The sequence below is a fragment of the Flagellimonas sp. genome, assembly GCF_965222555.1.
In the GTDB taxonomy this organism is placed as follows: Bacteria; Bacteroidota; Bacteroidia; order Flavobacteriales; family Flavobacteriaceae; genus Flagellimonas.
The window spans coordinates 344,013-359,661 of the sequence record NZ_CBDCUG010000005.1 but is presented as its reverse complement, the minus strand read 5'-3'; the positions used below and the strand labels follow the sequence as shown (position 1 = coordinate 359,661).

8 protein-coding genes are annotated in these 15,649 nt (G+C 37.7%); 6 read left to right on the top strand and 2 right to left on the bottom strand.

What is annotated here, in order from left to right:
• Nucleotide 1: 1 nt before the first annotated feature.
• Nucleotides 2-1,954 (top strand): OmpA family protein, encoded by a 1,953-nt coding sequence (locus ACOQO1_RS10165; RefSeq protein ID WP_420602766.1) that lies wholly within the window; start codon nucleotides 2-4, stop codon nucleotides 1,952-1,954.
• Here the strand turns inward: ACOQO1_RS10165 and ACOQO1_RS10160 are convergent, their stop codons facing one another.
• Nucleotides 1,955-3,208 (bottom strand): NRAMP family divalent metal transporter, encoded by a 1,254-nt coding sequence (locus ACOQO1_RS10160; protein WP_420602765.1) that lies wholly within the window; start codon nucleotides 3,206-3,208, stop codon nucleotides 1,955-1,957.
• 75 nt (nucleotides 3,209-3,283) lie between these two features.
• Nucleotides 3,284-4,159 carry an AraC family transcriptional regulator gene (locus ACOQO1_RS10155; protein WP_420602764.1) on the bottom strand — a complete coding sequence of 292 codons (876 nt, stop codon included), beginning with the start codon at nucleotides 4,157-4,159 and terminating at the stop codon, nucleotides 3,284-3,286.
• Nucleotides 4,160-5,011: 852 nt separating this feature from the next.
• Here ACOQO1_RS10155 and ACOQO1_RS10150 point away from each other — a divergent pair.
• From ACOQO1_RS10150 to ACOQO1_RS10130, 5 genes are all read left to right on the top strand, one after another.
• Complete coding sequence (locus ACOQO1_RS10150; protein ID WP_420602763.1) at nucleotides 5,012-5,602, top strand: RNA polymerase sigma factor; 591 nt, start codon at nucleotides 5,012-5,014, stop codon at nucleotides 5,600-5,602.
• A 197-nt stretch (nucleotides 5,603-5,799) separates the two neighbouring features.
• Nucleotides 5,800-6,849 (top strand): FecR family protein, encoded by a 1,050-nt coding sequence (locus tag ACOQO1_RS10145; RefSeq protein ID WP_420602762.1) that lies wholly within the window; start codon nucleotides 5,800-5,802, stop codon nucleotides 6,847-6,849.
• Nucleotides 6,850-6,977: 128 nt separating this feature from the next.
• Nucleotides 6,978-10,445: a TonB-dependent receptor gene (locus ACOQO1_RS10140; RefSeq protein ID WP_420602761.1), complete on the top strand. Its 3,468-nt coding sequence runs from the start codon at nucleotides 6,978-6,980 to the stop codon at nucleotides 10,443-10,445.
• A 4-nt stretch (nucleotides 10,446-10,449) separates the two neighbouring features.
• Complete coding sequence (locus tag ACOQO1_RS10135; protein WP_420602760.1) at nucleotides 10,450-12,189, top strand: RagB/SusD family nutrient uptake outer membrane protein; 1,740 nt, start codon at nucleotides 10,450-10,452, stop codon at nucleotides 12,187-12,189.
• A 122-nt stretch (nucleotides 12,190-12,311) separates the two neighbouring features.
• Nucleotides 12,312-15,629: a VCBS repeat-containing protein gene (locus ACOQO1_RS10130; protein WP_420602759.1), complete on the top strand. Its 3,318-nt coding sequence runs from the start codon at nucleotides 12,312-12,314 to the stop codon at nucleotides 15,627-15,629.
• Nucleotides 15,630-15,649: the final 20 nt, after the last annotated feature.

Sequence of the window (15,649 nt, the reverse complement as noted above, 5' to 3'; positions counted from 1 at the left end):
TATGGTACAAGCTAAAAAAATATATACTACGCTATGGTTCTCTATCTTGGGCATGGTGATTTGCTTTGCTCAAGGAAAGCGGTCCAAAGGAGATGATTTCTTTTTTCAATATGAATTCCACAAGGCGATAAATGCCTATAAAGCTGAGCTGACCAAAAGTGCTCTGACTGAACAACAATTCTTGAATTTGGCTGATGCCTATTTCAAGGTAGGGGATTTTGAAAAAGCTTCAAAGACTTATTTGGAATTATATAAAAAGGAAGATTCACTGTTGGACAATTATCATTTGAACATGATGCTCCAAAGTCTGTCAAAAACAGCAGGTGAAGGAAAAACAAATGCTTTTTTGGCTACAATGTCCTCTGGTTTTTCAAAGGAATTTATTGAAAATGTTGAGTTCAATAATCAGTTGCTAAAGGGAGGTAATGCCAACGATGATATAGGTTTTCAGATTTTTAACCTTAGCAGTAATAGTCCCCAATCCGATTTTTCACCTTCATTTTATAAAGAACAACTTTTGTTTGCCACGGGTAGATCACAGGAGAAAAAGAAGAAGAGGTATTCTGCATCAGTTGAGGGCTATTTGAATATTTATGGTGCAATTGTCCAAAATGATGGACAAATTTCTAATGCAGAACCGTTTTTAGAAATCGCACCCTCAAATTTCCATAAAGCTACACCTCATTATTCGGAAGGATTAAAAAGTATATTTTATGTTCTGTCCAATAGTGAAAATGGGGAGCTGTCTTTTGATGAGAATGGAAAAAACGCACTGGCCATAGGGATGCAACCCGAAAATGGTCCATTTCAGTTATTGCTCAAGGACTTGAGTACATCTTTCTATTATCCATATTATGATGAGAAGAGCGGCAAACTCTATTTTTCGGCAAACTTTGAAAATGGCTATGGTGGCACGGATATTTACTATGTATATACCAACAATGGGCAAATTATGTCGGCGCCAATAAATTTAGGCCCTAGAATTAATTCTGGAGGTAACGAAATTGCACCATTTATTTTTGAGAACAGTTTTTATTTTTCATCCGATGTTTTCTATGGCTTGGGAGGTATGGATATATACAAATCCAACATGGAAGGTGATATATTCAGTATTCCTGTCAACCTTGGGAAAGGAGTTAACTCAACAGAAGACGATTTTGGATTGATAATGAGGAATGAAGGAGAGGGGCTTTTAGGGTACTTTGCTTCAAATAGACCCGGCGGAAAGGGGAAAGATGATCTTTATGGATTTAAAGTGGATAAAAAACCTGGACTAAAAACTTTTACCATAAAAGGAAAAGTAGTCAAAACCTATAAAAAATCCGATATTATTGAAAAAGCAGCGGTCAGACTGTTGGATGCCGAAGGCACTTTACTGGCGGAAACATATTCCGATGATAATGGAAATTATAGGTTAGAGGTTCCATGGCAAAAAGAGCTTATATTGGAATCTACTAAGCAAAGATGTTCCGAATATCGAAAACATTTTAAAGAAGAAGACTTAGGGACTTTGGAGAGTGTGAACCATGATATAGAAGTTGCACTTTATGATGATTTGGTAGAGGAAACAGAGGGGCAAAAAGCGGTTAAAATGAAGAAATTCTTCTTTGGAAGAAGCAAAACATCATTGACACCTGAAATCAAGACCGAATTGGATAAAGTAGTAAGCTTTATAAATGGATTTCCATCTGCACAACTTAGAATAGAGACGTATACGGATAGTAGAGGAGGGAGTAGTACGAATTTTAGACTTACACAGAGTCGTTCAGATGCCATAAAGAGTTATCTGATTGAGAGTGGAGTTCCAGCTTCAAATATTCTATATTCTATTGGTTATGGAGAGGACAAAATCCTGAATAATTGCACCAATGGAGTTTTCTGCTTGGAAATGTTACATCAACAGAACCAAAGATCATTAATCGTAGTGCTTAACGACAACGTACTTTTTGACTGATCATACCAGAATAATCCAACAATAGTACAAAGCAAAAAGGGAAAGAAAAACTATTCCCAAATAGGACAATAGTTGTAGTCCAAACTTAGGATGATTTTCTTCGATTATATCCTTGCCCATTACGGTTTTTAGGTTCATCCACCCAATTAATGGGGCCATAACAAAGGAAACAAAAGTGGCCAAAGCCACTAAATTGGCCATGTTGGCACCAAAAACCGTTATTACCACCCAGTTTATGATGGCCATTGCAATTACGGCAACAGCAAAAGCATGCTTACTTCTAAAGGATTTGGCATTGGGATAAAGTTTTTCCAATACATCAAGACTTACCCTGGAAACTGCATCATGAGCAGTCATACAAGTGCTGAACATGGTGGCAAAAGCCGCTATGGCAATAAAGATATAAGCCCATTTTCCGATGTTCACCGTAAACAGGTTTACCACTTGATCGGCAAAAACCACCGCTTTTCCACTGAGCTCGGTTCCTGTTCCGTATAAGGTCATCCATCCAATGATCAAAAAGAAAATGGCCAAAAGAGCGGTAAGAAAGTAGCCTATGTTAAATTCTTGGAGCGCTAATTTAAGGGAGGGCTTTTCCTTCATAGTTTTCATATTTTCCATACTCCAAAGGCTCACCCAACCCGAAGCCTCAACCGCTGTGGGCATCCAACCCATGAGCCCTATCAAAAAAAGAATCCCAACTTCATTGAAGATTTCGGGGCGTTGGTATGAACCGGCATCTGGTACCGGACCTTTTTGTATCACAACAACCGTAGTAACTATCAGTGCAACAAACAAAATGGAAATCACTGCTTTTAAAGAGTCCTCAAGAAATTGATATTTTCCAATAATCAGAATGGCGCCAATAAAAACAAAAAGACAGAGGGCTACAAAGCCCACACTTACACTGGAAATTTTAAAAAGATTCATAAAGAGTCCAGCGGTTACTACATAAAGAGCAGCTAAAATGGTAAAAGTGGAAATGATGGTGACAAATGCATAGATCCATAAGTATTTTTTACCTAGGTTCAGATATCCTTCCACCAAGCTTTTTTTGGTTGTAGTGGTATATCTGATTCCAAATTCAAAAAAGGGATATTTAAGAACATTGGCCAAAATAATTGGAATGACCATGATCCATCCATATTGGGCCCCCGCTTTGGTGGATAACACCAAATGTGAAGTGCCAATGGCCATACTGGCAAAAAGAAGCCCTGGCCCCAATTGTTTTAAAAATACCTTTAAACTTGTCATAGTATCGTGTGATATTGTCCCCTAAAATAGGTTTTTTGAATAGATGAAAGAAATAATGGGCTAAAGGGGAAGATACTATTCCACTCGGGTAACTTTATAAAACTCTTTGCGATATTTACTGGGTGTACACCCTTTGGATTTTTTGAAGATTCGGTTAAAATTGGCAATATTGTTGAATCCGCATTTGTAGGCAATCTCCGAAACACTGAAATCCAGTTCTGCCAGCATTCGGGACGCGTTGTCCACCCGAACATCATTTAAATATTCCACAAAAGTTTTTTCCGTACTTTTCTTTATAAATCGATTAAAAGACACCTTACTCATATTAAGTAGACCAGATACTTGGGACAAACTTATTTTGGAAGCATAGTTCTCCTGGATAAACTTGTATAATATTTTTATTTTATCACTGTTCTCAAAATCATCTTTTGGCAATTGCGAAACTGAAAGTAATTGCTGGTTGGGTGTAATGGAGAGGCTATACAGAATGGAAAAGAGCTCTAAAAAGTAATTTATTCCAGCTAGTTTGGAAACATTCATGATTCTTGGTGCAATTTTTTTGGATTCTTCTTTACTAAAAAGAATGCCATGCACAGATCTGTTGAGCATTTCACGAAGTGGTTTCATTATGCTTTTGTACAATAACCCATCCTCAAACAAATTATTATGGAATTGAATGGTTACTTCATGTACCTTGTTGGTGCAATTGTGCATTTCCCAACCGTGATAGACATTGGGTCCAACCAATACTAACTCATAATTGTCTATCTCTTCAATGTTATACCCAACCGTTCTTTTCATTCCTTTCCCGTTCTCAATAAAATTGAGCTCAAGTTCTGGATGAAAGTGGACGGGATAATCAAAACTGTCCCGCTCCCTATCCATGACCAAAAAACTATCCTGTGCAGATAGTGAGGTAATCTCTCTTTTATGTTTTTTAGAAGCTTTCATGCCATTTTTCAGATGAAAAATATACTAATACTATTTTATACATCAATTCAAGGAAGTGTTTATGTTATACAAAATCAATCTTTTTTGTTAGAAAAAACCTATACCCAAAAGTATCAACACATCCAATTGAAAAGATTCTGGTTTAGGTGAATTGCTAAATATTTAAAACTGACTTAATTATAGAAAGAATTTGGAGGAATGTTCAAAGAGTCTGGGATTACTGTCCAACTATTAAAACTTAAAATGGTTCAAGTATATGGAATATAAGCAGATTTGAAAGGTACTTCATGCTACGATTACCTTAGATGAATGCAAAGAAATCAAGAAGTATTTACAGAAAAATCTGTATTGAATATAAGTAGAATGCTAAGAAGATATAATAAAATGACTATTCCATATAGATGGTACGGGTTTGATTAATGTGCTTTGCTCCATGTTGATTAATTCATAGATAAATACTTCAACAATATAAGTACAAGTAAAAATGTATCATCATTTTTTATATATTTATCAGTAATTAACTTAAAAACTACGTATTTGTCAAGTCTGTTGAATTGATAAATACATTGAACTTAATGTAGCTACTAACTCAAAACATTCTTAACTATGATTCAGAAATCAAGGGGAACATAATTTTCCATGGCCATAATGTTTTATGTGGAGCAGTTGTTATTTGCTAAATGTTATTGGCTGGGCAATTTCTTTAAAAGCCCAAAATAGTTTTCATATCAATTTATTGTTGTGGTGAGCACATTTTACCACATTTATTGAGAAACAGCACTATAATATATCTGATTGTATTATAGGTATTCAAGGATTGTACGATTTGATGTGTTGAATGTAGACTAGAATATGTTGGAAAATATAAATAGAGAAGAAATAGTTTTATGGAATGAATTAAGAAAAGGGAATGTCATTGCCTTGGGTCGGGTATATGATATTTACATAGATGATCTTTTTTCATATGGTATGCAGTTTTCAGAGGATAGAAATTATGTGATGGATTGTATTCACGACCTTTTTTTGGATCTGTATAAGTACCAATCCAGGCTATCAGAAACCAACAACGTTAAATATTATCTACTAAAATCGCTTAAAAGAAAAATCAATAGAAAACATAAGGAGAAAGCGACATATTTCAACAATGATGTTCCTTTTAAATATGTGCTTAGGAGCCATGTCCCATCTCCAGAAGAAGAATTGATTGCGATAGAAAAGGCTGCCCAAAAAAGCCAGAGTCTGCATAAGGCCACTGAATTTTTAACCAAAAGACAACAAAAAGGATTGTCCTTGAGGTTCAACGAAAAAAGGTCATACGAGGAAATTGCAGAGATTATGAACACTTCGGTGGAAACTTCGAGAACAATTATTTATAGGGCAATAAAATCATTACGGAAGAACATTGTTTTACCATTGCTTTTTTTGGTGAAAGTACTTTTTTAAGCATCCTATTGTTCAGATTTTGGCAAAATATCTGTTGAATTATCCTTCTTAAAACCCTTATTCTCAACACTTTTTAAGATTTTCTTAAAAAAAGTCTAAAAAAGGTGTCTATATATCAAATATTGCGTGCTTTTATTAATAAGGGCGCATGATAAATCCAATTTTCAGTATAAAATCAAAATGCGCTAAAGTTTAAGATGGAGAAAGAACATTTCCGAAAAGAACATATTGACCAAGAGGAAAAAGAACATTTAAAGCAAAGGATTACAAGTTCTATCTTTAAATATCGACGTTATAAAAAGCGCATTCGATATGGAATCGGTGCGGCAGCCTCAATTGCCTTCATTGGTATCATAGGGGTAAATAATTATAGCAAAGACTCTTATTCAATAGAAGATTATGTGAAGACTACTGTGGCCAATGTTAAATCTGAAAATGCCACAGAGGTTACTTTGGTTTTGGATAATGAAACGAACATAAACATTGATCCGGACAATACAGATATTAAATACTCCAATACCGGAAGTAAAGTTAAAATAGGCACTTTACAGGAGGTAGATCAAGCCACGGTAAAAAATAATGAGATTGTTTACAATACACTTATTGTTCCTTTTGGTCGAAGATCACAGATAGAGTTGTCCGATGGTAGTAAAGTTTGGCTGAATTCCGGCTCAAAATTGGTGTATCCAGTAATATTTAAGGGAAAGAACAGAGAGGTCTACCTTGAAGGTGAGGGCATATTTGATGTGACCCATAATAAGAAACAACCTTTTATTGTAAAAGCAGAAAACCATGAGATAGAGGTTTTGGGAACTACTTTTAATGTAAGCAATTATCCTGATGATGAAAGCATCAGTACAACCCTGAAAAATGGAAGCGTACAGATCAATTATAAGGGGAACTCCTTTCTTGGTAGAACGAAGAGCATGAAAATTTCACCTGGAACGCAAGCAGTTTACACCAAAAATGCTAACGCAATTTCGGCAAGAAAAGTTGATGTTAACAAGTATTTTTCTTGGCGCGAAGGTGTGTTTATTTTCAAAAGTGACAATCTAAAGTACATTATGAAAAGGCTTTCCAGATATTATAATGTGGATATTGTCATTAATGACAAAGTATTGGAAAATCAGACTTTTTCTGGCTATTTGGACTTAAAAGAGGATGTTGAGAACGTGGTGAAAATAATTAGGGAAACAGCAAATTTTGAATATACTAAACAAAACGAAAATCAAATCATTATTAATTAAAAGTGCCAACCATATGAAGTGAAAAAAACCAATAAAAAAACCAGAAGATGCGCCAACATCTTCTGGCTAAAAGAAAACATTGCTGAAGTATTGTGACAGCAACATTTACTAACATAAAAAACTAAAATATGAATAAAATTGTTAACCTCAGTCCTTTAGGTGCAATTGTGCCTTTGAGATCTTATTTCTGGACGCTTATGAGAGTTCTACTTTTATTAATTGGACTTGGTCTTGGTTCTGTTTATGCCAACTCATCGTATGCACAGACCAAAATAGATATTGACGTAAACGACGTTGTACTTGAAGACCTCTTCAAAGAAATTCAAACAAAAACCGAATACATCTTTTTTTACAAAGACGATGTTTTGGATAGAAACAAAAGAGTATCGCTAAAATTGAGAAATGTTAAGTTGGCCGATATTCTGAAAAAAGCTTTTAGAAATACCGACTTGAGCTTCAAAATTGATGATAGACAGGTTGTTATTGTAAGAAAACTGCCCGAACCAAAAACTACAGAAGAACCAAAGCTTGTATTGCAAAGTGACGTCACTGGAACAGTGACCGATGCAGATGGCGCGCCTTTGCCCGGGGCCAATATTGTTGTAAAGGGAACTACAAATGGTACCCAAACAGATTTTGATGGTAACTATACCATTTCAGCTGCTGCTGACGCAACATTGGTGTTCAGTTATATTGGTTTTGCGACCCAGGAGGTTGCGATTGATGGACGCACAACGGTCAACGTGAGTATGACAGAGGATTCCAGTAAACTGTCGGAAGTGGTTGTATTGGGGTATGCAACACAAACACGTGGAGATGTTACTGGGTCGGTTGCTTCCGTTGATATTGATGAGGCGGTAAAAACTCCTGTTGTAAATGCTGCAGAAGTCCTTCAAGGAAGGGTAACTGGAGTTCAGGTAATCACTAGTGGTGATCCAGGGACAGCACCAAAAATTAACGTTCGTGGATTTGGTACCACCAATAACACTAACCCTCTTTACATTATTGATGGTGTACAGACGGATGATCCAAACGTTCTAAACAATATCAATCCAACTGATATTGAACAAATGAACGTCTTAAAAGATGGCGCGGCATCCATTTATGGGGCTAGAGCTTCCAATGGTGTTGTTATTATCACTACCAAAGGCGGAGGTTACAATATGGAAAAGGCCGAAGTTTCTGTTGACCTTTATACAGGTTTCTCCAAAGTTGGTAACCCAATTGACCTGTTAAATGTACAGCAGCATGCTGATATGATTTGGCAGAGTAGAACCAATGATGGTATTGCTCCAAGCCACCCACAGTATGGCGATGGTGCTTCTCCTGTAATTCCATCTTCAATTGTTGGGTATACTAGAGTACAGTCCTATGACCCCATTGTTTTCTTTCCTGCTGGTCAAGTAAATGCAACCGTACAACCGGGAGGTACCGATTGGGTAGAAGAAATTACCCAAACAGCTCCCATTTCCAACGCTTCCATTTCCATTGCAAATGGTAATGAAAGTGGAAAATACTTTATGTCCGCTTCCTATCTTAGCCGTGAAGGTGTGGTAAACCATACTGGATTCAAGCGTGGAGGCACAAAGCTTAACTCCGAATTCAAAATAGGTGAAAAATTACGTATTGGAGAGCATGTCAACTTTTCTTTTTCCAATACCTCACCGGGTAATGCTGAGGCCATAGAAATGGCTTATAGAATTTCCCCATTGGTACCTGTAAGGGACGACGATGGTTTCTTTGCGGGCTCTGCACCTCCGGGAATTGGAAATCCAAGGAACCCTGTGGCTCAATTGTATAGAACAAGAAATGATTATGATAAGCGCTATGCCGGTATTGGTGACATTTATCTAAATTATGAGATAATAGACGGTCTATCCTTTAAGTCTACATTGGCGGGTGGTTTTGAGATTTTCGATTCAAGACGATTTGTTTCATTGGATCCAGAAAATGGTGAACCTATATCCACCAACACTTTAACTGAAAGAGATCAGACTCGATACAATTGGAGTTGGACAAACATCTTGAACTACAATAAGACGTTCGGAGATCACAGCTTAAATGCCATTGCAGGTATAGAAGCTTTGGAAGAAGGCCAAAAAAGTAAGGAAGTCTCAAGAACAGGTTTCTTATTTGAAGATCCCAATTTTTACTTGTTAAGTAATGGATCGGGTGCTCCCAACGTTCCCACCACAGCTAATAACGAGGATGTGACTTTTGACCGGGAAAATACCCTTTATTCCATATTTGGCTCTGTAAATTATTCTTATCAAAGTCGTTATTTCCTTACGGCCACGTTACGTAGAGATCAGTCGTCCAGGTTTTTGGGAGACAACCAAACCGGAGTATTTCCTGCTGTAAGTGCGGGATGGCTTATCAGTGACGAGGATTTTTGGCCTTCAGATGGTATTGTTAACCGTCTGAAACTGAAAGGATCTTGGGGAGAACTGGGCAACCAGACCCTACCGGCCAACAACCCAACCATCAATATTTCCAGCTTGAGTGAGCAATTTGCAAACTATTCTTTTGATGGAACAAGCATTGCCACTGGTGCATTATTGACCCAAGTAGGGAATTCTGATTTAAAATGGGAAACTTCGCAAACCACAAACTTTGGAGTTGAACTTTCACTTTTTGAAAGCAGTTTGAATATTTCTGCGGAATATTTCAATATCAAAACCGAAAACTTGATTACTAGGGATTTTAGTCTGATCAGTTCAACAGCGATAGATGCACAAGCTCCTTTGGTGAACTTAGGGGATGTTGAGAATAAGGGAATAGATCTTTCAATTGGTTACGGTAATACAACAGCAAGTGGCTTTTCTTATGATGTCAATTTGAACCTGTCGCATTACAAGAACAAAGTGACAAGATTGATCAATGATTCTCCTGTTCCTGGAAGAGGTGATTTAAGAAATGGTTCCGTAACACGTACAGAGGTAGGTGATGAAATTTCTTTCTTCTATGGACGTAAAATTACTGGCTTGGATAGCAATGGTAGATTCATGTATGAAGATATCGATGGTGATGGTGAGTCCTTAGTGGATGGTGATGACAGAACCAAGATAGGTTCTCCGCATCCAGATTTCACTTATGGTATCAATGCCAATCTTTCTTACAAAGGATTTGATATGCAATTGTTCTTTACCGGTTCTCAAGGTAATGATGTTTATAACTATAGTAAGGTATTTACGGATTTTGGTCTATTCTTTAATAGTAACAGAAGTACAAGGGTACTCAACGCTTGGACGCCATCCAATACCAACACCAATGTTCCAGCATTGACCGCTTCATATCCATTGGAAGAAGCTTCTTCCAATACATACTTTGTTGAGGACGGTTCATACTTTAGATTAAAGAACATGCAAATTGGTTATACCTTGCCAAGTGATGTGACTGACAAGATTGGTCTGGGATCCTTGAGAATTTACCTTCAAGGAACCAACATCTTCACAATTACAGATTATGAAGGTTTTGACCCTGAAGTGATACCAATCGATGCTGATGGGGTAGGTCAAAATTTAAATTTAGGTATAGATAGGAGGGTTTATCCTCAACCAAAAATCTACACCTTAGGGATTAACTTAAAACTCTAAAAAAATGAAAAAGAAGAATTTTATTAATTTATGTTTGGTTTTACTGATCCTGCTAATTGGATGTAGCGATGATTTTACAGAAACACCGGCCGTTGGAGCCTTATCTGATGAAGCTTTGGCAAATGAAGAAGGTGTCTCATTGTTATTGACGGGGGCTTATTCCTCATTAAATGCCGTAAGTTCAACCAGTTTTGGAAATGGTTGGGGTAGAGCAGCAGACAATTGGTGGATGGATGTATTATCCGATGACGCGCACAAAGGGAGTACAAATGACGACCAAGCAGATTTAAAGGAAATCGAAATTATGAACTGGTCATCAGCCAATGGTTATTTCTATGCACGTTGGGGCGAACTATTTACTTTGGTAAATCGTTCTAATGCTATGCTGGCATTAACAAGTTCTTTGGAAAATCCAGCAGAATTTACCGATCAAATTGCACAAGCAAGGTTTTTAAGAGGACTGGCAAATTTTCAATTACAGGTAATGTTTGGTAATGTACCCTTCATTTCTGAGGAGAATTATGCTGCATCTGAATTCAATCAACCAAATCCTGGTCCTATATGGGACCAAATTGAGGCTGATTTTCAGTTTGCCATAGATAACTTGCCAGCCACGCGTGACTCAGGTAATGTGGGAAGGCCAACTTCTTGGACCGCTAAGGCATTTCTTGGAAAAACGCATTTGTATCAATCAGATTGGGCCAGTGCTTTAACATTGTTAAATGATGTAATCAACAATGGTCCATATTCTCTTTTGGCCGACTTTGTAGAAAACTTTAGGTTGGCTGGAGAAAATGGTTCTGAGTCCGTATTTCAAATTCAGTTTACTACAGATAGTGGTCAATCCTACAATGGTAATGTAGTTGGTGCGCTTAATTTCCCAAATCCAGGTCCTTTTGGTTCTTGTTGTGGATTTTATCAGCCAACGCAAGATTTGTTGAATGCATTTCAAACTGATGGCAGTGGCCTTCCGTTACTGGACACTTTTAACCAGACAGATGTAACAAGTGATTGGGACCTTCTTTCTTTTGTTCCAGATTCTGACCCTCCGGTACCTACAGATTTTACCCCATTTGCGGGTAATCTTGATCCAAGAGCGGATTATACCGTAGGAAGAAGAGGAATTGACTACAATGGTTACGGTGAACATATAGGTGAGGCATGGATTAGGGCCAAATTTGCCAATGGAGATATTTCCGGCCCATATTTACCAAAGAAGAATGTATACTGGGCCGATGATGCTGGAACGCAGCAAGCAACCGGATCATGGGGACAGCAACTTTCTGGGGTCAATTACAACGTTATGCGTTATGCCGATGTTCTTTTGATGGCTGCTGAAGCTGCAGTTGAAACTGGAGATTTAGCAACTGCTCTCAATTATGTAAATCAAGTTCGAAACAGGGCAAAAAGTTCCAATTACATGCAGGCTACTGATGGTTCCGGGGATGCTGCCACATACGTAATTGAACCGTACGCGGCTTTTGCTGATGCGGCTTTTGCAAGAAAAGCGGTTCGTTTTGAGCGTCGTTTGGAGCTTGGTATGGAAGGACACCGCTTGTTCGATCTTAGAAGATGGGGTAATTCCCAGTCTGTCCTGACAGAATATTATACAAATGAAGCACGTACTATACCTGGTTTTGGAGCTTTGATCAATCCTTATGACAGCAAACATGATCTATTCCCAATTCCTATTGGAGCGATAGACCTTAGTGCTGGCTCTTTAACTCAAAACCCAGGATATTAATTTTAAGTTTGGTTGAGTTTATTAGTTTAAGTTTAGCTGCACAGGGCATTTTATTAAAATGCCCTGTTCTTTTTGCAGCAATTTCAAGTCTAATTATATTAGTATAGTTCAAATTCCCGGTAATGCACATCATTGTTAGAAATAGCTGTTTTTTTCTGTTGGCCTTGTCTTGCATCACATGTAAGAAGGCAGAAAAAACAGCCGAAATACACCAAGAAAAAATATTTAGAAAACTGGACCATAAGAAAACGGGTGTCAGTTTTGCCAACAACCTTAAGGAAAATGATTCCCTGAATTATTTTACCTACGCATACATCTATATGGGAGGTGGAGTATCTGCAGGGGATATTAACAATGATGGACTTATTGACCTTTTCTTCACTGGGAACATGGTTTCCAATAAGCTATATTTGAACAAGGGCAATCTACAATTTGAAGATATCACGGAGCAAGCTGGAATTTCTGGGGACTCAAGATGGTATACGGGAGCAACGATGAGCGATGTGAACAATGATGGTTATTTGGATATTTATTGTTCCGTGGGTGGAAAATTCAAACCCAAAGAGAACCAACTTTTTATTAATAACGGAGATAACACATTTTCCGAGCAAGCAAAAGAATACGGCATTGATGACCCCAGTAACAGTGTTCAAGCAACCTTTTTTGATTATGACCTGGATGGGGACTTAGACCTTTATGTGGCCAATTACCCTCCTACTCCGTTCAATGCTCCAAATTTTCATTATGCAATGAAGCAGAAATTCCCAAAACCTCTGGAAACGGATAGACTTTATAAAAATGACAATGGCAAATTTATGGATGTCACCGAAAAAGCAGGACTTAAAACGTTCGGCCTTTCGCTAAGTGCAACCGTAGGTGACCTTAATCAAGATGGATGGCCGGACATATATGTTTCCAATGATTTTAGTTCTCCAGATTACCTCTTTGTCAACAATAAAAATGGAACTTTTACAGAACAGGTAAAAACTGTGACCAAGAACACTTCGTTCTACGGAATGGGGGTCGATATTGCTGATTTTAACAACGATTTGCTGTTGGATGTGCTTCAAGTGGATATGACAGCGCAGATCAACCGTAGAGCCAAGGCAAATATGGCAAGTATGAACCCCGCTTTGTTTTGGAGTACGGTGAATTCAGGATTTCATTACCAATACATGCAGAACAGCCTTCAAATGAACAATGGAAACCTGTTGGATTCTTTGCCTGACTTCAGCAATGTTTCCCGCTTGGCTGGGGTATCATCAACTGATTGGAGCTGGGGACCTTTGTTTGCTGATTTGGATAATGATGGATGGAAGGACATTTTTATATCCAACGGAACAAGAAGGGAAATAAACAATAGGGATTACTTTAAAAAAATTGATAAGTTTGGGGTACATAAGGATAGCACTTTGGCAAAAAGCCTTGCAATTCCATCTGAGAAAATAGACAATTTTGCATTCAGGAATAATGGAGATCTAACCTTTGAGCGAACAAATAAGGCATGGGGAATTGAACATAAGGGGTTTTCAAACGGATCCGTTTATGTTGATTTGGACAATGATGGGGATTTGGAAATAGTGACCAATAATATTGATGACCATGCCACTATTTTTGAAAATAAGAGTTCAGAATCCAATAACCACCTAACTATAAAATTCAAGGGTACGGATAAAAATCCTTTCGGAATAGGTACAAAGGTTACTTTATTCAGCAATACCGGTCAGCAGTATCAAGAAATGACACTGACACGAGGATTTCAATCCTCTGTTGCCCCACGCTTGCATTTTGGTTTGGGAGATTCCCAACAAATTGATTCCATTAAAATTGTTTGGCCAGACAATAAGGTGCAAGTTATTGAACAACCCCAGATGAATGCTTTGGTGACCATTGATCATTTGGAAGCTGGGAACCCGTATGAAGCCCTGGACAAACTATCCACATCGGAAAAGATGTTTCAGCAGGTGGTTGATACTTCTTTAGTGGTACACCATAGGCATATTGAAAATTATTATAATGACTTTGATAAAGAAATTTTACTGCCCCATCAAACATCCATGTTTGGCCCCAATGTGGCCGTAGGTGACCTTAATATGGATAATTTGGACGATTTAATTGTTGGTGGCTCCTCCCAAAATACGACTTCAATATTCTTTCAAAAAGAGAAAGGATTTGAGAAGGTTGAGATGGATGTCTTTACTACCGGAAGCGGACATGAGGATATGGGGATTCATATTTTCGATGCTGATAATGATGGGGATAATGATGTTTATATCGTCAGTGGAGGGAACGAATTCTCACCGGTTTCCAAAATGTTACAGGATAGACTTTATGTGAATGAGGGAAAAGGAACTTTTAAAAAGTCCGATACCGCACTTCCGAGTATGGTCACCAGTGGATCAAGGGTGCATAGTTTTGATTATGATAAAGATGGTGATTTGGACCTTTTTGTAGGTGGAAGATTGGTTCCCGGCAATTATCCTTCCCCAGCAAATAGCTATATTTTAGAAAATGTAAGCGAAAAAGGAGCTCCAAAGTTTGTGGATGCGACCACCAAGATTGCACCTTCACTTCAAAAAATGGGGCTGGTTACTGATGCCTCATGGACAGATTTTGATAATGATGGTTGGACTGATTTAATGATCGTGGGCGAATGGATGCCCATAACCTTGCTCAAAAATGACCAAGGATATTTTACGGATGTCACTGAGGAATATGGCCTTGAAAATTCTAGAGGTTGGTGGTTCAGTGTTAAAGAAGGGGATTTTGACAATGATGGCGATAAAGATTTTATTGTTGGAAATCTAGGTCTCAATTATAAATATAAGGCAAGCGAAAATGAGACTTTTGATGTCTATTTGAACGATTTTGACAACAACAGCACCAATGATATTGTATTGAGTTATTTTAATGAAGGAGAGAAATTCCCGTTGAGGGGAAGAGAATGTTCATCACAACAAATGCCGGGGATAAAGCAAAAATTCAAGAATTATGAATCTTTTTCAGAGGCGACCCTCGCAGATGTTTATACAGAAGATAATTTAAAGGAATCTCTGCACTATCAAGTTAAATCCTTTGCAAGTGTGTATTTGGAAAATAAAGACGGAAAATTCATTAGTCATAAACTTCCCAATTTGGCACAATTATCGGTTATAAATCAAATACTTGTGGATGATTATACCAAAGATGGCCATTTAGATGTACTGATTGCCGGAAATCTTCATAGCTCAGAAGTTGAGACACCACGAAATGATGCTGGAAACGGTCTGCTTTTACAAGGTGATGGCAAAGGTAGATTTGAATCCGTAGAGGGCAGGAACAGTGGGTTTTATGCGTCAGGAGATGTAAAGGACATGCAGGGCATTGAAATTTCTGGAGAAAGGTTTATCGTGATTGCAAAGAATTCTGATTATCTGCAGTTTGTGAAAATCAAGGGATAAAAGGTATTTTTAGGCAAATT